The sequence below is a fragment of the Streptomyces sp. NPDC054887 genome (genome assembly GCF_053610585.1).
The window spans coordinates 74,217-91,246 of record NZ_JBSGYQ010000014.1 but is presented as its reverse complement, the minus strand read 5'-3'; the positions used below and the strand labels follow the sequence as shown (position 1 = coordinate 91,246).

Below are 17,030 nucleotides of genomic sequence, written 5' to 3'. Positions count from 1 at the left end.
GCCGAACGCACCGCGGTCGAGGCGGCCGGGAATGTCAATTCCCGGCCGCCTTCGCGTGTTTGCGACGGAGTCCGGGCGTGGCTAGCTTGCAGAGCCGCTCCCCATTCCCCGTTTGCGAGGACGTTCTCTTCATGAAGCAGTCTGCTGCCAAGACTCTCGGTGCCGCCGCTCTCGGTGCCGCCTTCGCCGCCGCCGCCGCGGGCAGCGCCTCCGCGGCGCCGGCCGCCCCTGCCGTGCCCGACCTGACGGGCGCGCTGAGCTCCGCCACGACGACGCTGCCGCTCCAGGACGTCGTCGGCAAGCTCCCCGGCGGCGCCCCCGAGGCTCTGAACGGCGGAGTGAGCGCCCTCACGGGCAGCGCCTCCACCCTCCCGGCGACCACCACCGACGCCCTCTCCAAGGCCCAGACCCCCGCGGGCAAGGACGGCGCCCGCAGCGCCGACCCGCTCAAGGGCCTGCTCGGCGGCCTCCCGGCCGGTGGCGCGCTGCCCGGCATCGGCGGCTGACGCACCGTACGGCGCGCCGCACGCGCACGGGGCGGGCACCGGACTAGCGGCCCGGTGCCCGCCCCCTCGTGCGTTCCCCGCGCGGCTACCAGGCGGTCTTCGCGCTCTGCTCGGCGGGCAGGAAGACCCACAGCGCCAGGTACAGCAGGAACTGGGGCCCGGGCAGCAGGCACGAGGCCAGGAAGATCACTCGCATCGTGGTCGACGAGGTGCCGTAGCGCCGTGCCAGCGCAGCGCAGACTCCACCGATCATTCGGCCGTTACGGGGGCGGACAAGGGCGGTCATGGCGGGCTCCTCGTGAGCTGGTCCGGAGGTCACTTCCGGTGTGCCTCCCGATACCTCCATGCTGCTCGCCGAGAACGGTCAAAGCGTCGCTCTACGGGGCGATCCCGACCCTGGGAATCGTCGGGGTGGCCCCCTGAGAGACCTCGTCCCGGCGCACGACCTGCGGCCGTCCCGCCTCCGCGCGGTCCATGCGGCGCAGCCGCGCCCGCCCCACCGGCACGACCGCCAGGTGCGTCAGGGCCACCCCCGCCGTGTTCAGCAGCAGCGAGTCCACGTCGACGACCCGCCCGGGCACCCCGGTCTGGAGCAGCTCGATGCCCAGGGAGAACAGGGCCCCCGCCAGCGCCGTACGCGCCAGCGAGGCGACCGGCGACACGTGCAGGCGGCCGCCCGCCATCGGCAGCAGCACGCCCAGCGGCGCCAGCAGCAGAAGCCCCTCGCCGATGCGCCGCGCCGCCCGCGCGGGCCCGAGCGCCAGGTCGGCCTCGATGCCGGCCAGCGGCTGGAAGTTCGGTGAGGTCACCCACGGGACGTCCAGAGGACGCAGCGTCAGCGACGCGACGACCAGCAGGTGCGCGACGAGGAGTAAGCCTCCCGCCGCGCGGAGGCGGTTGATGACGGCGCTGCCGTCCGAGCCATGACGCACGCCCCCCAAGACGCGGGTACCGGCAGGATCGGTTCCGCCCGTGACGACAGTGTGACGAGCGGGCTGCCGCAACGGTTCAGCGCGTGGGACGGATCTCGCCCAGCGTCGGCAGCACCGACTCGGGACGCGCCCGGAGCGCCGCCGTGCACTGGTACCCGCGCACCGGGTCGTCGGAGGGACCGCCCAGCACGACCGACCGGTCCCGCCCGGCCGCCGCGCTGTCCGCGTACGTGCAGACGATCTGGGCCAGCGCGTGCGTGGGCAGGTCCTCCGGCTGGCTGCTCAGCCGCAGCGCGCCCCTGGGATCACCCTCGCGCGCCCCCGAGACGGTCAGCGACTCCCGCACGTCGGTGCTGAAACCCGCCTGCTTCTCCTCGGCCGAGGGTTCCTTCTTGAGCTCGTCGAGCAGCGTCTGCGCGACGCGCACCCGGTCGGACAACCGCTCCTCGGGGATCCGCACCGTACGGTCCACCGAGACGAGCTGGGCGCCGCAGACCAGGTGCACCTGGAGCGGTACGCCGGAGGCCGCCTCGGCGGCCGGCTCCTGCGCCGACAGCTCGCACGGCACCCGGGACGGCGCGGCGCCCGCGTCGACCGGCACCGAGGTGGTCCGGATCCCGCACCCGGCGAGCGCCGCACAGAGCGCGGCGAGGGCCGTCAGGCGGGTCAGTCTGCGCTTCACTGGTCCTCGCACTCCTGTCCCTCCCGCACGCCGTCGTCCCCGTCGTCGCCGTCGTCCGCCGTCCGCGACACGTCGAGCGGCAGCCGCAGGACGAAGACGGCGCCGCCCTCGGGCGAGTTGGAGGCGGTGATGTCGCCACCGTGGATGTGCGCGTTCTCCATGGCGATGGACAGGCCGAGGCCGCTGCCCTCGGAGCGCGGCCGCGACGCGCTCGCCTTGTAGAAGCGGTCGAAGACGTGCGGCAGTACGGCCTCGGGGATGCCCGGGCCGTGGTCCCGTACCTCGATGAGCAGCTCGTGGTCGACCGGCCGGACCGACACCCGCACCGGGGAACCGCCGTGCTTGAGCGCGTTCCCGATCAGGTTCGCCAGGATCACGTCGAGGCGGCGCGGGTCGAGGCGCGCCATGATGCCGCGCTCGGCGTCGAGATCGACCGCGTCGAGCCACGCGCGGGCGTCGATGCAGGCGGTCACCTGGTCGGCCACGTCCACGTCGTCGAGGACGAGACGGGCCGTACCCGCGTCGAAGCGGGTCACCTCCATGAGGTTCTCCACCAGGTCGTTCAGACGCCTCGTCTCGCTCACCACCAGGTGCACGGCGGGCGCGATCATCGGGTCGAGGCTGTCCGCCTCGTCCTCCAGCACCTCCGCCACCGCCGTGATCGCGGTCAGCGGGGTCCGCAGCTCGTGCGACATGTCGGCGACGAAGCGGCGGCTGGACTCCTCCCGCGCGCTCATGTCCGCGACTTTCTTCTCCAGCGACTCGGCGGTCCGGTTGAACGTCCGTGACAGCTCGGCCAGTTCGTCGGTCCCCGACACCCGCAGCCGGGTGTCGAGCTTGCCCTCGCCGAGCCGCCGCGCCGCGTCGCCGAGCCGCTGCACGGGCTTGAGCACGGTGGTCGCCGCCGCCTGCGCGAGCAGCGCGGAGCCCAGCAGGGCCAGCGCCGTCGCGATGGCCAGCGACCAGGCCAGCGAGTTGAGGTCGTCGCGCTCCTGCTCCAGAGAGGTCAGCATGTAGCCGGTCGGCCCGCCGCCGATGACCTTCGTGCCCGCCACCAGGGACGGCTTGTCCTTCGGGCTGATGCGCACCCAGTACAGGTGGTACGGGAACTCGTTGGCGTCCGTGACCTTCTGCCGCCGGTTCACCGCGTCCTGGAGCTCCTGCGGCACGTCCTCCAGCGTCAGCACGTCGATGTCCGAGGTCCCCGCTATCGGCTTGCCCGGCTCCCGCTCGTCCACCAGCAGCACGCTGTAGCCGGGGTTGCCGCCGGCCGCCATCTGCGTCGCCGCGGCCTGGAGTTCCGCCTGGGTGGGCCGCAGCGGCAGCGTGGCCGCGCGGTTCTGCATCTCCTGGCGGAAGCTGTTGAGCGCCGCGTCCTGCGTACGGGTCAGCACCGCCTCGCGGTTGAGCCAGTACGCGATGCCCGACGCGGACACGGCGGCGGTCAGCGCCACCAGCGCGAACACGACGACGAGCCGCAGCCGCAGACTGGTCCAGCGCGGTCCCGCCTGCGGGGACTTCTCCGGGGCAGCGCTCACGAAGGCGAGTCCAACCGGTAGCCGACCCCGCGGACCGTACGGATGAGCGTGGGGGACGACGGCACGTCCTCGACCTTGGCCCGCAGCCGCTGCACGCACGCGTCGACGAGCCGCGAGTCGCCGAGGTAGTCGTGCTCCCACACCAGCCGCAGCAACTGCTGCCGCGACAGGGCCTGCCCGGGACGGCGGCTCAGTTCCAGCAGCAGCCGCAGCTCGGTCGGCGTGAGCTGGAGGTCCTCGCCGTTCTTGGTGACCGTCATCGCGGACCGGTCGATCGTCACGTTGCCGAACACGGCGGCGTCGTTGGCCTCCCGCTCGCCCCGCCGCAGCACCGCGCGGATACGGGCGTCCAGCACCCGGCCCTGCACCGGCTTGACAACGTAGTCGTCGGCGCCCGACTCCAGCCCCACCACCACGTCGATGTCGTCGCTGCGCGCGGTCAGCAGGATGATCGGCAGCTGGTCGGTGCGCCTGATGCGCCGGCACACCTCGAAACCGTCGATGCCGGGCAGCATGACGTCCAGCACGATCAGGTCCGGCCGCTGCTCGCGCAGCAGTTTCAGGCCGTCCTCTCCCGTCGCCGCGGTGGCCACACGGTGGCCCTGGCGTGACAGGGAGAGTTCGAGGGCCGTGCGGATGGCGTCGTCGTCCTCGATCAGCAACAGGAAAGGCACAGAGGTCATTCTGGCCCATGGGGGAGGGGTGGATCGACAGTTGGAGCACCCCCGGTCCCTGTGACACGGCTGTGACAGTCGGCGGACACCCCGATGAAACTGCCCCGGCAAGCTTTTGGGCACACGGACAGCACCGGACTCCACCGACGGGGGGCGCGAGATGAACGCACTGCACAGCACCACCTCCAGCGCAGTTGTCACGCGTCTCCACGACATCACGCGGAGCGCCGAGAAGTCCGGCGGCGAGGGGGGCACCTCCCTGCTCGAGCGGAGCAGGGAACTCGGGGGGGTGCGGGGATGCGGTCGGGGGATCGTGCGTCAGCGCACGCAGTCCCTGCACGTGGCCCCGGCACCGGGTGCTTCCGCGGGGGGAGACGGGGGGCACGGGGGAGCGGCGTACCGGGAGGCGACGGGGGAAGGCGCTTCGGTGTCGGAGGTGGAGTTCACCACCTACGTCCAGGAGCGCCGCGCCTCCCTGTACGCGACCGCCTACCACCTGACCGGCGACCGGTACGAGGCCGAGGACCTGCTCCAGAGCGCCCTCTTCTCCACGTACCGCGCCTGGGACAGGATCAGCGACAAGGCGGCCGTCGGCGGCTACCTGCGCCGCACGATGACCAACCTGCACATCAGCGCCTGGCGCCGGCGCAAGCTGAACGAATACCCGACCGAGGAGCTGCCGGAGACGGCGACCGACACGGACGCGATGCGCGGCACCGAGCTGCGCGCCGTGCTGTGGCAGGCGCTGGCCCGGCTGCCGGAACTCCAGCGCACCATGCTGGTCCTGCGGTACTACGAGGGCCGCACGGACCCGGAGATCGCGGAAATCCTCGACATCAGTGTCGGCACGGTCAAGAGCAGCATCTGGCGGTCACTGCGCCGGCTGCGCGAGGACGACGTCCTCAGCTTCGGCCGTGACGAGGAGGAGTCCTTCGGCGAGCTGGTGGCCTGAGGGGTACGGGGGCCGCCGTTTCGGGGGAGACGGCGGAAGTACCGGGGGGAACGCGGCGGGGCCGTACAGGCGGGGGAGCCTGTACGGCCCCGCCGCGCTGTTCCGCGCCGTACGGGGGCCTCGCCGGGCTAGCGCGCCGCCGGGGCGCGGTGGCGGCCCGCCGCGGCGGCCGCGAGCCTGCCCAGGGCCTCCTGCTTCGCGCAGGGGTGCGCCCCCAGGGCGGCCTGGCGCTCCACGATCCCCCGCTCCGCCCGCATCAGCCGCCATCCCCTGCGCAGCAGGAACGGCACCGACTTGCGCCCCTCCCGCAGATCCCGCAGCAGCCGCCGGCGGAACGTCGTCACCGGACGCCCGCGCAGACACAGCGCGTCGGCGAGCACACCCAGCTCCGCGCAGCGCGCCACGATGTCCGCCGCGAAGATCCCCTCCGCCACGAACAGCGGCGTGCGCTCGATGTCCAGCGCCTCCCTGTCCACGACGGAGCTGCTGGCGATGGAGTACACGGGGACCGTCGTACGGCCCGTACGGCACAGCTCCGCGATCGCCGCGACGGCGGCGTCCGCGTCCCACGACAGCGGTGAGTCCCAGTCGATGTCCGTACTTCCCACGACCAGCGGGAGGGTGGGGTCGTCGCCCTCTTTGTAGAAGTCGTCGAGGCGCAGCACGGGCAGGCCCGTACGGGCGGCGAGCGACGACTTGCCGGAACCGGAGGGACCCGTCAGCAGGACGACGCGCGTGGCTATGGGGGATGAACTCACGGGGAACCATTGTGCGGCATTGACCCGGTCGGGGGATCCCACCGGGAAGGCATTGGTATCGAGCATCACATCTCAACTACGCTGCGTGCGCTCATGATTACTCACGCAGGCGGGAATCCCATGGCACGTCACGCAGCTCCGAAGTCCCAGCTGAGCGCTCTCCTGCGCGCAGGTCTGGCCGTCACCGCCGCAGGTGCGGCCCTCGCCGCGGGCGGCGGTGCGGCCCAGGCGGCGCCGGTGCCGAAGGAGGCCGGCATCGACGTGCCCCTGGACAACCTCGACCCGGCGGCCAGCGGCCTCGGCCTGACCGGCGGGCTCGGCGCCGCGACCGCAGGGGGCGTCGGCCCGCTCAAGGACTTCCGCCTCAACCCGCTGGCCGGGACGGGCGTCGACCCGCTCGACAACGGACTGGGCACCCAGGTCGCCGACTTCCAGCCGCTGAGCACGTCGACGGTCACGGCCCCGCTGACCCAGGGCGACGCGCTGCGGGAACTGCCGGTGCTCGGCCCGGTGACAGGGCTGCTGCCGGGCTGACCCGACACGTCGGCGCCGTACGGGACCGCCGTACCGGAACGGCGAACGCGGACGGGCCCCGTACCGGTATCGGTACGGGGCCCGTCCGTGCGCTCCGGCGGGCGTCAGTACGCCGAGCCGGAGGCGCCCAGCGTGCCCGTCGGGTGCCAGACCGTCTTCGTCTCCAGGAAGGCCGTCAGGCGGCCGGTGCCGGGGTCGGCCGACCAGTTCCCGTCCACAGGCTGTGGACGAAGAACCCGCTTGAGGTTGTCCGCGGCGGCGATCTCCAGTTCGCGCGCCAGGTCGGCGTCCGCGCCCGCGAGGTCGATCGCGTTGACGTCCTGGTGCGAGGCCAGCGGCAGCGCGATCTCGCGGGTGCGCCCGGACAGGACGTTGACCACGCCGCCCGGCAGGTCGGACGTGGCCAGCACCTCGCCGAGGGCGAGCGCGGGCAGCGGTGACTGCTCCGAGGCGACGACGACGGCCGTGTTGCCCGTCGCGATCACCGGCGCGATCACCGAGACCAGGCCCAGGAAGGACGACTCCTGGGGCGCCACCACCGTGACGACGCCCGTGGGCTCAGGGGTGGAGAGGTTGAAGAACGGGCCCGCGACCGGGTTCGCCCCGCCCACGACCTGGGCGATCTTGTCGGTCCAGCCCGCGTACCAGACCCAGCGGTCGACGGCCGCCTCGACGGCCTCGGCCGCCTTGGACTTGGACAGGCCCTCCGCGTGCGCCACCTCGTGCACGAACTGGCTCCTGCGGCCCTCCAGCATCTCCGCGACGCGGTAGAGCACCTGGCCCCGGTTGTACGCCGTCGCGCCCGACCAGGCGCCGAACGCCTTGCGCGCTGCGACGACCGCGTCACGGGCGTCCTTGCGGGACGCCAGGGGAGCGTTGGCCAGCCACTTGCCCTTGTGGTCCTGCACTTCGTACACCCGGCCGCTCTCGGAACGGGGGAACTTGCCCCCGACGTACAGCTTGTAGGTCTTGAGGACAGTCAAGCGGTCAGACATCGAGGTAGGCCTCCAGACCGTGGCGGCCGCCTTCGCGGCCGAAGCCCGACTCCTTGTAGCCGCCGAAGGGCGAGGTCGGGTCGAACTTGTTGAACGTGTTGGCCCAGACGACGCCCGCCCGCAGCTTGTTCGCGACCGCGAGGATCCGCGAGCCCTTCTCCGTCCAGATGCCGGCGGACAGGCCGTACTGGCTGTTGTTGGCCTTGGCGACGGCCTCGTCGGGCGTACGGAACGACAGCACCGAGAGCACCGGGCCGAAGATCTCGTCACGGGCGACGGTGTGCGCCTGGGTGACGCCGGTGAAGAGCGTCGGCGCGAACCAGTACCCGGAGGACGGCAGGTCGCACGGCGCGGACCAGCGCTCGGCGCCCTCCGCCTCGCCGGTCTCGGCGAGCGCGGTGATGCGGGCGAGCTGCTCGGCGGAGTTGATGGCGCCGATGTCGGTGTTCTTGTCCAGCGGGTCGCCCAGGCGGAGGGTGGAGAGCCTGCGCTTGAGGGAGTCGAGCAGTTCGTCCTGGATCGACTCCTGGACCAGCAGGCGCGAACCCGCGCAGCAGACCTGGCCCTGGTTGAAGAAGATGCCGGTGACGATGCCCTCGACGGCCTGGTCGATCGGGGCGTCGTCGAAGACGATGTTCGCGCCCTTGCCGCCCAGCTCCAGGGTGACCTTCTTGTCCGTGCCCGCGACCTGGCGGGCGATGGCCTTGCCGACGGCCGTGGAGCCGGTGAAGGCGACCTTGTTCACGTCCGGGTGCTCGACGAGCGCGGCGCCGGCGTCCCCGTAACCGGGAAGGATGTTGACGACGCCCTTGGGCAGGCCCGCCTGACGGCAGATGTCCGCGAAGAACAGGGCGGAGAGCGGCGTCGTCTCGGCCGGCTTCAGGACGACGGTGTTGCCCGTCGCGAGCGCCGGGGCGATCTTCCACGCCAGCATGAGGAGCGGGAAGTTCCACGGGATGACCTGGCCTGCCACGCCGAGGGGGCGCGGGTCGGCGCCGTACCCCGCGTGGTCGAGCTTGTCGGCCCAGCCCGCGTAGTAGAAGAAGTGCGCGGCGACCAGGGGGAGGTCCGCGTCGCGGGTCTCCTTGATCGGCTTGCCGTTGTCGAGCGTCTCCAGGACGGCCAGCTCGCGGGAGCGCTCCTGGATGATCCGCGCGATGCGGAAGAGGTACTTGGCGCGCTCGGCGCCCGGCAGCGCGGACCACTTCCCGAACGCCCTGCGGGCCGCCTGCACGGCCCGGTCGACGTCCTCGGCGCCCGCGCGGGCGACCTCGGAGAGGACTTCCTCGGTCGACGGCGAGACGGTCTTGAAGACCTTGCCGCCGGCCGCGTCGGTGAACTCGCCGTCGATGAACAGGCCGTACGACGGAGCGATGTCCACCACCGAGCGGGACTCGGGGGCGGGTGCGTACTCGAATGCGGATGCCATGGTGATCAGTCCACCGTCACGTAGTCGGGACCGGAGTAACGGCCGGTGCTCAGCTTCTGCCGCTGCATCAGCAGGTCGTTCAGCAGCGAGGACGCGCCGAAGCGGAACCACTCGTTGGTCAGCCAGTCCTCGCCGACCGTCTCGTTGACCAGGACCAGGAACTTGATCGCGTCCTTGGTCGTACGGATGCCGCCGGCCGGCTTCACGCCGATCTGGATTCCAGTCTGCGCCTTGAAGTCGCGTACGGCCTCAAGCATGAGCAGGGTGTTCGGCGGGGTGGCGTTCACGCCGACCTTGCCGGTCGAGGTCTTGATGAAGTCGGCGCCCGCCAGCATCCCGAGCCAGGACGCGCGGCGGATGTTGTCGTACGTCGACAGCTCGCCGGTCTCGAAGATGACCTTGAGACGGGCACGGTCGCCGCACTCGGCCTTCACGGCCGCGATCTCCTCGTAGACCTTCAGGTAGTGACCGGACAGGAACGCGCCCCGGTCGATCACCATGTCGATCTCGTCGGCGCCCGCGGCCACGGCGTCGCGCACGTCAGCCAGCTTCACGGGCAGGGCGGCGCGGCCGGCCGGGAAGGCGGTGGCGACCGAGGCGACCTTGATGCCGGTTCCGGCCAGGGCCTCCTTCGCGGTCTCCGCCATGTCCGGATAGACGCAGATCGCGGCGACGCGCGGCGTCGTGCGGTCGGTCGGATCGGGGTTGGCGCCCTTGGCGCAGAGCGCCCGGACCTTGCCCGGGGTGTCCGCGCCTTCGAGCGTGGTCAGGTCGATCATCGAGATGGCCAGGTCGATGGCGTACGCCTTCGACGTGGTCTTGACCGAACGGGTGCCGAGGGACGCGGCGCGCGCTTCGAGGCCGACGGTGTCAACGCCGGGGAGCCCGTGCAGGAAGCGGCGCAGCGCACCGTCGGACGCGGTCACGTCGGCGAATGCGGGTGCAGTGGTGGGCATGGTCACCAGATGAGCATATCTACGCGCGTAGCTGCCTGTACACCCCCGTACCCGTCGAGCCGGTGTGACGTGAGGCAGAATCGGCCGCATGACCAGCAACCCCGGCGGACCGAACGAGCCGCCCGCCGAGCCGACGTACGCCGACCGCGTGTTCCGGTCCTCCTCCTCCCTCGCGGGCGGGGTCCTGGTGCTCGCCCTGGCCGCGTGGGTCGGCGGCGACGCGCTGGTGCGCGGCGAGGGCCGTACGCCGTGGGCCGCCGTGGCGGGTCTGCTGTTCGCGGTGCCGCTGGTGGTCGCCTTCACCCTGCGGCCCGCGGTCTTCGCCAACGACGACCGGCTGCGGATCCGCAATCCCTTCCGCACGATCACGCTGCCCTGGGCCGCGGTCGACGGCGTACGGGCCGGCTACTCCAGCGAGGTGCTCGCGGACGGCCGCAAATACCAGCTGTGGGCGATCCCCGTGTCGCTGCGCCAGCGCAAGCAGGTCGCCCGGCGGCAGGCGAAGCAGGCGTCGGACGATCCGTACGGCAGGACCTCCGCCACCGCCGACGTCACCGACGCGCGGGCGCGCCGGGCCCCGGCCGACCAGCACGTCGACGACCTGCGCGAGCAGGCCGAGCGCTGCGCGTCGCGCCCGACGGCCCAGGGCAGCCCCTCGGTCCGCTGGGCGTACGAGATCATCGTGCCCTGCGTGGCGGGCGCGATCGCGCTCGCCGTCCTGTTCGCCACCCGCTGAGCCACGCGGACCCACCCGCTGAGCCACGCGACCCGCGAGCCGCACCGGGCACTGAGCCCGACCGCCCGCCGGGCCACACCGCGGCCCCCTACGGCGGGCCGGCCCAGACCAGTTGCATGTACGCCCCGAACCACAGCGAGGCGAGCGCCGTACCGCCGAGCACCAGCGTCCCGGTCACCCGCCGCGCCCGCGCCACCGCCAGCGCGACCGGCAGCAGCAGCGGGAAGCCGGGGACCAGGAACCGGGCGCGCGGGAAGTAGACACCGCCGCTGCCCAGCACCACCAGGAGCAGTACGCCGGTGAACACGAGCAGCGGCAGCGGCTGGCGGTCGGCGGCGCAGAGCACGAACAGCGCCACCGAGAGGATCAGCACCAGCGTCACCACCACGAGGAACAGCGGCGGCCTCGACTGGTAGACCAGGAACCGCCGCATCTCGCGCAGCGTGCCGACCCCGCCGTCCCACTCGTTCAGCCACAGCTTCTGCACGGCGAGGTAGCCGTCCCAGCGGCCGAGCCGCAGCCCCACCCAGGCGACGTAACCCGTCCAGCCCAGCGGTGCGATCAGCCCGGCGGCGAGCACGGCCGGGCGTGGCGCGCGGCCCCCGCGCCACGCCTGCCACAGGGCCACCGCCGCCGTCACCGACACGGCCGCGGCGACCGCCACGCCCGTCGGACGGGTGAGGCCGGCCAGCGCGGCGAGCGAGCCGGCCCACAGCCAGCGGCCGGCGAGGACGGCGTACAGGGACCAGGCGGTGAGCGCGGTGAACAGCGACTCGGTGTAACCCATCCACTGCACGACCGCGACCGGCGCGCAGCCCCACAGGACGGCCAGCAGGGTGCCTACGCGGCGCCCGTGCAGCCGCTCGCCGACGGCGAAGATCCCCCAGGCCGCGACGAGCGAGCAGGCGACCGCGAGGAGCACGCCCACGCTCGCGCGCGAGCCGGGTGCGACCGCCGAGACGGCCCTGACGAGCAACGGGTAGAGCGGGAAGAACGCCAGGTTGTTGCTGTTGCGGGCGGTGCCGAGGGCGGAGTCGTACCCGCTGTCCGCGATCTCCAGGTACCAGCGGGAGTCCCACGAGGTGGCGAGGGCGGGCCACAGGCCGTGCCCCTTCAGATGGGACCAGTGCGCCAGCACCAGCACCCCCAGGGCGCGTACGGCGACGTAACCGGCGAGGGCCGGGGCGGCCCGCCGCAGCGACGTGGCCAGCCGGCCCCGCGGCACCCCGTACGGACGCCTGGCGGCGGGGACGGCCGTGCGGGACCGGGCGGTCGCCGGGGGTGCGGTCGGGGGCACGCGGCAGCTCCAGGGACTCGGCGGGGGATACCGGGTCACCCTTCCTCGCACGCTCGGCATGGGGCACCGGGCGCTGCGTCACCTGCCGTACGCAAACCACTCGTCCGGGCGGTCGGTCCCGGGCAGGGAACCGGCCGCCCGGACGCGGTCGGTCAGATGCCGGCGGCCGCCGACAGGTCGCGCTTGATCGCGGCGAGGATGGACTCGGCCCGCTCCTTCGCCGCCGGCAGCCCGTCCGCGGCCGAGACCGGGACGACGGCTTCCAGGTAGCACTTCAGCTTGGGCTCCGTACCGCTGGGCCGGACGATCACGCGGGCCTTCACCTCACCGTCGAGGTAGTAGCGCAGCCCGTCGGTCGGCGGCAGCGCGTCCGTGCCGCGCGTCAGGTCCTCGGCGGCGGTGACGGTCAGGCCGGCCAGCTCGGCGGGCGGCCGCGCGCGCAGCCGGCTCATCGCGTCGGCGATCACCGTGAGGTCCTCGACGCGGACCGAGAGCTGGTCGGTGGCGTGCAGACCGTGCTCGACGGCGAGGTCGTCGAGGAGGTCGAGCAGGGTGCGGCCCTCGGACTTCAGCACGGACGCCAGCTCGGTGACGAGCAGCGCCGCCGTGATGCCGTCCTTGTCGCGCACGCCCTCGGGGTCGACGCAGTAGCCGAGGGCCTCCTCGTAGCCGTAGCGCAGACCGTCGACGCGCGCGATCCACTTGAAGCCTGTCAGGGTCTCCTCGTACGGCAGGCCCGCGGCGGCGGCGATCCGGCCGAGGAGGGACGACGAGACGATCGACTCGGCGAAGGTGCCCGTCGCGCCCTTGCGGACCAGGTGCGCCGCGAGCAGCGCGCCGACCTCGTCGCCGCGCAGCATCCGCCACTCGTCCGTGCCGGGCAGGGGCACGGCGACGGCGCAGCGGTCGGCGTCCGGGTCGTTCGCGACGATCAGGTCGGGCTTCGCGCGCCGGGCGGTGGCGAAGGCCAGGTCCATGGCCCCCGGCTCCTCCGGGTTCGGGAAGGCGACCGTGGGGAAGTCGGGGTCCGGTTCGGCCTGCTCGGCCACGAGCACGGGCTCGGGGAACCCGGCGCGCGCGAAGGCGGCCGTCAGGACGTCCTTGCCGACGCCGTGCATGGCCGTGTAGACGACGCGGGCGGTGCGGGGCGAGTCCGGGTCGAGGACCGCGTCCGTACGGGCGAGGTACGCCTCCAGCACCTCCTCGTCGAGGGTGAACCATCCGTCCTCGGGACGCGGTACGTCGGCGAGCGAGGCCACGGCGGCGATCTCGGCGGCGATCTCCGCGTCGGCGGGCGGCACGATCTGCGAGCCGTCGCCCAGGTAGACCTTGTAGCCGTTGTCGCGGGGCGGATTGTGGCTGGCGGTGACCTCGACGCCGGCCACGGCGCCCAGGTGCCGTATGGCGAAGGCCAGGACGGGGGTGGGCAGCGGGCGCGGCAGGAGGGCGGCGCGCAGGCCGGCGCCGGTCATCACGGCGGCGGTGTCGCGCGCGAAGTCGGCGCTCTTGTGGCGGGCGTCGTACCCGATGACGACGAGGCCGTCGGTCTGCCCCTTCGCCTTCAGGTACGCGGCGAGGCCGGCGGCGGCGCGGACGACCACGGCCCGGTTCATGCGCATCGGGCCGGCGCCCAGCTCGCCGCGCAGGCCCGCCGTGCCGAACTGGAGCGTGCCGGCGAAGCGGGCGGAGATCTCGTCCAGGTCCCCGGCGTCGATGAGCTTGGCGAGCTCGTCGCGGGTCTCGCTGTCCGGGTCCTCGGCCAGCCAGGCCCTGGCCCGCGCGATGAGCTCCTGCTCCTGCTGCACGATGTGGTCCACCTCTCGTGTGTGGTGCGTGTCGTTGAGCCGCGAACGCCGGACGGGCCGGATCCGCCCGCGGGGCGGGCGCATTCGGCCCGTCCGGCGAGGACGGTCAGATGCGTTCGAGTACCTGCGCCAGGAGCGCGCCCATACGGGTGGCCGAGTCGCGGCCGGCCTGGAGGACTTCCTCGTGGTTCAGCGGTTCACCGGACAGGCCCGCGGCCAGGTTGGTGACCAGCGAGATGCCGAGCACCTCGGCGCCGGCCTCACGGGCGGCGATGGCCTCCAGGACCGTGGACATGCCAACCAGGTCGCCGCCCATGACGCGGACCATGTTGATCTCGGCGGGCGTCTCGTAGTGCGGGCCGGGGAACTGGACGTACACGCCCTCCTCCAGGGTGGCGTCCACCTCCTTGCACAGCGCGCGCAGGCGCGGCGAGTACAGGTCCGTCAGGTCCACGAAGTTCGCCCCGATGATCGGCGAGGTGGCCGTCAGGTTGATGTGGTCGCTGATGAGGACCGGCTGGCCGGGGCGCATGCCCGGGCGCAGACCGCCGCAGCCGTTGGTCAGGACGACGGTCTTGCAGCCGGCCGCGACGGCGGTGCGCACGCCGTGCGAGACGGCGGCGACACCGCGGCCCTCGTAGTAGTGCGTACGGCCGAGGAAGACCAGCGCCCGCTTGTCCCCGATCTTGTACGAGCGGACCGTGCCCGCGTGTCCGGCGACGGCCGGCGGCGGGAAGCCGGGCAGCTCGGTGACGGGGAACTCGTGCTCGGGCGCGCCCAGCGCCTCGGCGGCGGGCACCCAGCCCGACCCCATCACGAGGGCGACGTCGTGGGTCTCGGCGCTGGTCAGCTCGCGCAGGCGGGCGGCGGCGGCGTCGGCGGCCGCGTGGGGGTCGGCGAAGCCGTCGGCGGGGTCAGGGGTAACAGATGCGTTCACGCCGACGAGGGTAACCGGTGAATCCCTACGCGCGTAGATGTCGCTGCCGACGGTGTTGCGATCGTTGCCTTGTCGGATCGGACAAGGGTGCGACCTAACCCCTCAGCAGGGGCGCTTGCGCAGTTCCATGACGTAGTCGTGCGGCGCGCCCGCAGACTCCGCCGCGTCGGCGAGTTCACCCAGGTAGCGGGCGGACGGAAGCCCGCCCTCGTACCCGTTCAGGACGTACACCCAGGCGGGTTCCTCGCCGTCCAGGGTGTGCACGCGCAACCGCATCCGGCGGTAGATGTCGAGTCCGACACCCTCCCAGCGGTCCATGGAGTCCTCGTCCATCGGGGCGATGTCGTACAGCGCGACGAAGACCTGTGAGCGCGGGGCCTCCACGATGGTGGCGAGTGCGCCTTCCCAGCCCATCGCCTCCCCGCCGAAGGTCAGCCGCCAGCCGTTGAGCCAGCCGGTCCCGCGCAGCGGTGAGTGCGGTGCGCGGCGCGTCATCAGCCGCGCGTCGAGGTTGCCGGCGTACGCGGCGTAGAGCGACATGTGGTCGAGGGTACGGGAGGGGGTGGCGCGGCGGGGGCCGTGAACCGGTGCGGCCGGATGGAGGGCCCCGGGGCGAAGCACCTTGAAGCGTGCGGGACAATGGAGTACGTACTGCATTCCCCCCGGGCGATCCCCGGATCCCCGGCCGAGCGGGCAGGCGGGCCGGGATTGACAATGCGAGGCGGACTTTTTCGTGACCCGGATCGTGATCATCGGTGGCGGACCCGGCGGATACGAGGCGGCCCTGGTGGGCGCCCAGCTCGGCGCGGAGGTGACCGTCGTCGACAGCGACGGTCTGGGCGGGGCGTCGGTGCTGACCGACTGCGTACCGTCCAAGACTCTGATCGCGACGGCCGAGGTGATGACGACCTTCGACTCTTCGTACGAGGAGTTGGGCATCATCGTCGCCGACGACACGCCGCACGTCGAGCAGGCGGCCCGCGTGGTCGGCGTGGACCTGGGCAAGGTCAACCGCCGCGTGAAGCGCCTCGCGCTCGCGCAGTCCCACGACATCACCGCGTCCGTCACGCGGGCCGGCGCGCGCGTGCTGCGCGGCCGGGGCCGCCTGGAGGGCCAGCAGGACGCGGACGGCTCGCGCACGGTCGTCGTCACGTACGGCGACGGCAACGAGGAGCGCCTCACCGCCGACGCGGTGCTGATCGCCACCGGCGGCCACCCGCGCGAGATCCCCGACGCCCTGCCGGACGGCGAGCGGATCCTGAACTGGACGCAGGTGTACGACCTGGACGAGCTCCCCGAGGAGCTCATCGTGGTCGGCTCCGGTGTCACCGGCGCCGAGTTCGCCGGCGCGTACCAGGCGCTCGGCTCCCGCGTCACCCTCGTCTCCTCGCGCGACCGCGTGCTGCCGGGCGAGGACCCGGACGCCGCGGCGGTCCTGGAGGACGTCTTCCGGCGACGCGGCATGAACGTCATGGCCCGCTCCCGCGCCGAGTCCGCCAAGCGGGTCGGCGACCGGGTGGAGGTCACCCTGTCCGACGGGCGCGTCATCAGCGGCACGCACTGCCTGATGGCCGTCGGCGCCATCCCCAACACCGCGGGGATGGGCCTGGAGGAGTCCGGCGTCCGGCTGAAGGACTCGGGCCACATCTGGACCGACAAGGTCTCCCGTACGACCGCTCCCGGCGTGTACGCGGCGGGCGACGTGACCGGCGTCTTCGCCCTCGCGTCGGTCGCGGCCATGCAGGGCCGGATCGCGATGTACCACTTCCTCGGCGACGCGGTGACGCCGCTGAACCTCAAGACCGTCTCGTCGAACGTCTTCACCGACCCCGAGATCGCCACGGTCGGCTACACCCAGGCCGACGTGGACGCGGGCAAGATCGACGCGCGCTCGGTGAAGCTGCCGCTGCTGCGCAACCCGCGCGCGAAGATGCAGGGCATCCGCGACGGCTTCGTCAAGATCTTCTGCCGTCCGGGCACGGGCATCGTGGTCGGCGGCTGCGTCGTCGCGCCGCGCGCGAGTGAGCTCATCCACCCGATTTCGATCGCGGTCGACAACAACCTGACCGTGGAACAGATCGCGAACGCGTTCACGGTCTACCCGTCCCTGTCGGGATCGATCGCCGAGGTCGCGCGGCAGCTGCACACCCGCAAGACGTCCGCCGAGGCGTAGTCCGCGGGGTCACCGGGGAGGTCACGCGGCATACGCCACCGGCGTACGCCGCGTATACCACTCCGCGCCCCACTTTGGGCACAACTTCTGTTATTCGGCGCAAACTGCTGAAAACTATCGGCTGCC

Annotated in this window: 18 protein-coding genes; 5 read left to right on the top strand and 13 right to left on the bottom strand. The window is 72.6% G+C overall.

What is annotated here, in order from left to right; translation table 11 throughout:
- The first annotated feature begins 131 nt into the window (after positions 1–131).
- Positions 132–506, top strand: a complete 375-nt coding sequence (locus tag ACWGH0_RS10930) for an ATP-binding protein (protein WP_453403838.1) — start codon at positions 132–134, stop codon at positions 504–506.
- Positions 507–591: 85 nt separating this feature from the next.
- Here ACWGH0_RS10930 and ACWGH0_RS10925 read toward each other — a convergent pair whose 3' ends face one another.
- From ACWGH0_RS10925 to afsQ1, 5 genes are all read right to left on the bottom strand, one after another.
- Positions 592–792: a PspC domain-containing protein gene (locus ACWGH0_RS10925; RefSeq protein WP_453403837.1), complete on the bottom strand. Its 201-nt coding sequence runs from the start codon at positions 790–792 to the stop codon at positions 592–594.
- Between the two features lie 91 nt (positions 793–883).
- Positions 884–1,438, bottom strand: coding sequence for a VanZ family protein (locus tag ACWGH0_RS10920; protein WP_453403836.1), 555 nt, complete (start codon positions 1,436–1,438; stop codon positions 884–886).
- A gap of 76 nt (positions 1,439–1,514) precedes the next feature.
- Positions 1,515–2,120: a hypothetical protein gene (locus ACWGH0_RS10915; RefSeq protein ID WP_453403835.1), complete on the bottom strand. Its 606-nt coding sequence runs from the start codon at positions 2,118–2,120 to the stop codon at positions 1,515–1,517.
- Complete coding sequence (locus ACWGH0_RS10910) at positions 2,117–3,757, bottom strand: sensor histidine kinase (protein WP_453403834.1); 1,641 nt, start codon at positions 3,755–3,757, stop codon at positions 2,117–2,119. The genes ACWGH0_RS10915 and ACWGH0_RS10910 overlap by 4 nt, the downstream gene beginning before the upstream one ends.
- On the bottom strand, positions 3,655–4,332 hold the full coding sequence (gene afsQ1 / locus ACWGH0_RS10905) for a two-component system response regulator AfsQ1 (RefSeq protein WP_176733210.1): 678 nt from the start codon (positions 4,330–4,332) through the stop codon (positions 3,655–3,657). The genes ACWGH0_RS10910 and afsQ1 overlap by 103 nt, the downstream gene beginning before the upstream one ends.
- A gap of 160 nt (positions 4,333–4,492) precedes the next feature.
- Between afsQ1 and ACWGH0_RS10900 the strand changes: the two genes are divergently transcribed.
- Positions 4,493–5,284: a SigE family RNA polymerase sigma factor gene (locus ACWGH0_RS10900; protein WP_453403833.1), complete on the top strand. Its 792-nt coding sequence runs from the start codon at positions 4,493–4,495 to the stop codon at positions 5,282–5,284.
- 128 nt (positions 5,285–5,412) lie between these two features.
- Here ACWGH0_RS10900 and ACWGH0_RS10895 read toward each other — a convergent pair whose 3' ends face one another.
- Positions 5,413–6,108 (bottom strand): uridine kinase, encoded by a 696-nt coding sequence (locus tag ACWGH0_RS10895; RefSeq protein WP_453403832.1) that lies wholly within the window; start codon positions 6,106–6,108, stop codon positions 5,413–5,415.
- A 54-nt stretch (positions 6,109–6,162) separates the two neighbouring features.
- Between ACWGH0_RS10895 and ACWGH0_RS10890 the strand changes: the two genes are divergently transcribed.
- Positions 6,163–6,576 carry a hypothetical protein gene (locus tag ACWGH0_RS10890; RefSeq protein WP_453403831.1) on the top strand — a complete coding sequence of 138 codons (414 nt, stop codon included), beginning with the start codon at positions 6,163–6,165 and terminating at the stop codon, positions 6,574–6,576.
- A 104-nt stretch (positions 6,577–6,680) separates the two neighbouring features.
- On the opposite strand, the gene ACWGH0_RS10885 is transcribed toward ACWGH0_RS10890, so the two are convergent.
- From ACWGH0_RS10885 to deoC, 3 genes are read right to left on the bottom strand one after another with little or no spacing between them, the layout of a single operon-like run.
- Entirely contained in the window at positions 6,681–7,571 is an 891-nt protein-coding gene (locus ACWGH0_RS10885) for an aldehyde dehydrogenase family protein (protein ID WP_453403830.1), read from the bottom strand.
- Entirely contained in the window at positions 7,564–9,000 is a 1,437-nt protein-coding gene (locus ACWGH0_RS10880; protein WP_453403829.1) for an aldehyde dehydrogenase family protein, read from the bottom strand. The genes ACWGH0_RS10885 and ACWGH0_RS10880 overlap by 8 nt, the downstream gene beginning before the upstream one ends.
- Before the next feature lie 5 nt (positions 9,001–9,005).
- Positions 9,006–9,956 (bottom strand): deoxyribose-phosphate aldolase, encoded by a 951-nt coding sequence (gene deoC / locus ACWGH0_RS10875; RefSeq protein WP_453403881.1) that lies wholly within the window; start codon positions 9,954–9,956, stop codon positions 9,006–9,008.
- Positions 9,957–10,044: 88 nt separating this feature from the next.
- Here deoC and ACWGH0_RS10870 point away from each other — a divergent pair, with 88 nt between their 5' ends.
- The gene (locus ACWGH0_RS10870) at positions 10,045–10,692 is read left to right on the top strand and encodes a PH domain-containing protein (protein WP_453403828.1); all 648 of its coding nucleotides are present in this window, start codon (positions 10,045–10,047) and stop codon (positions 10,690–10,692) included.
- 88 nt (positions 10,693–10,780) lie between these two features.
- Here ACWGH0_RS10870 and ACWGH0_RS10865 read toward each other — a convergent pair whose 3' ends face one another.
- The 4 genes from ACWGH0_RS10865 to ACWGH0_RS10850 all read right to left on the bottom strand — a co-directional run bounded on the left by ACWGH0_RS10865 (position 10,781) and on the right by ACWGH0_RS10850 (position 15,271).
- The gene (locus ACWGH0_RS10865; RefSeq protein WP_453403827.1) at positions 10,781–11,989 is read right to left on the bottom strand and encodes a hypothetical protein; all 1,209 of its coding nucleotides are present in this window, start codon (positions 11,987–11,989) and stop codon (positions 10,781–10,783) included.
- A gap of 152 nt (positions 11,990–12,141) precedes the next feature.
- Positions 12,142–13,794, bottom strand: a complete 1,653-nt coding sequence (locus ACWGH0_RS10860; RefSeq protein WP_453403880.1) for a phospho-sugar mutase — start codon at positions 13,792–13,794, stop codon at positions 12,142–12,144.
- Positions 13,795–13,900: 106 nt separating this feature from the next.
- Positions 13,901–14,731, bottom strand: a complete 831-nt coding sequence (locus ACWGH0_RS10855; RefSeq protein WP_453403826.1) for a purine-nucleoside phosphorylase — start codon at positions 14,729–14,731, stop codon at positions 13,901–13,903.
- A 102-nt stretch (positions 14,732–14,833) separates the two neighbouring features.
- Positions 14,834–15,271 carry a gamma-glutamylcyclotransferase gene (locus ACWGH0_RS10850; RefSeq protein WP_453403825.1) on the bottom strand — a complete coding sequence of 146 codons (438 nt, stop codon included), beginning with the start codon at positions 15,269–15,271 and terminating at the stop codon, positions 14,834–14,836.
- A 193-nt stretch (positions 15,272–15,464) separates the two neighbouring features.
- Between ACWGH0_RS10850 and ACWGH0_RS10845 the strand changes: the two genes are divergently transcribed.
- A complete protein-coding gene (locus ACWGH0_RS10845; RefSeq protein WP_453403824.1) occupies positions 15,465–16,904 on the top strand; it encodes an NAD(P)H-quinone dehydrogenase in 1,440 nt (479 codons plus the stop codon).
- Positions 16,905–17,030 lie beyond the last annotated feature (126 nt).

What these genes read in the sequence shown, in the direction of transcription:
- ACWGH0_RS10930 (WP_453403838.1), top strand. Translation starts at nt 132, where the DNA reads ATGAAGCAGTCTGCTGCCAAGACTCTCGGTGCCGCCGCTCTCGGTGCC.
- ACWGH0_RS10925 (WP_453403837.1), bottom strand. Translation starts at nt 792, where the DNA reads ATGACCGCCCTTGTCCGCCCCCGTAACGGCCGAATGATCGGTGGAGTC.
- ACWGH0_RS10900 (WP_453403833.1), top strand. Translation starts at nt 4,493, where the DNA reads ATGAACGCACTGCACAGCACCACCTCCAGCGCAGTTGTCACGCGTCTC.
- ACWGH0_RS10895 (WP_453403832.1), bottom strand. Translation starts at nt 6,108, where the DNA reads ATGCTCGATACCAATGCCTTCCCGGTGGGATCCCCCGACCGGGTCAAT.
- ACWGH0_RS10890 (WP_453403831.1), top strand. Translation starts at nt 6,163, where the DNA reads ATGGCACGTCACGCAGCTCCGAAGTCCCAGCTGAGCGCTCTCCTGCGC.
- ACWGH0_RS10885 (WP_453403830.1), bottom strand. Translation starts at nt 7,571, where the DNA reads ATGTCTGACCGCTTGACTGTCCTCAAGACCTACAAGCTGTACGTCGGG.
- ACWGH0_RS10880 (WP_453403829.1), bottom strand. Translation starts at nt 9,000, where the DNA reads ATGGCATCCGCATTCGAGTACGCACCCGCCCCCGAGTCCCGCTCGGTG.
- deoC (WP_453403881.1), bottom strand. Translation starts at nt 9,956, where the DNA reads ATGCCCACCACTGCACCCGCATTCGCCGACGTGACCGCGTCCGACGGT.
- ACWGH0_RS10870 (WP_453403828.1), top strand. Translation starts at nt 10,045, where the DNA reads ATGACCAGCAACCCCGGCGGACCGAACGAGCCGCCCGCCGAGCCGACG.
- ACWGH0_RS10850 (WP_453403825.1), bottom strand. Translation starts at nt 15,271, where the DNA reads ATGTCGCTCTACGCCGCGTACGCCGGCAACCTCGACGCGCGGCTGATG.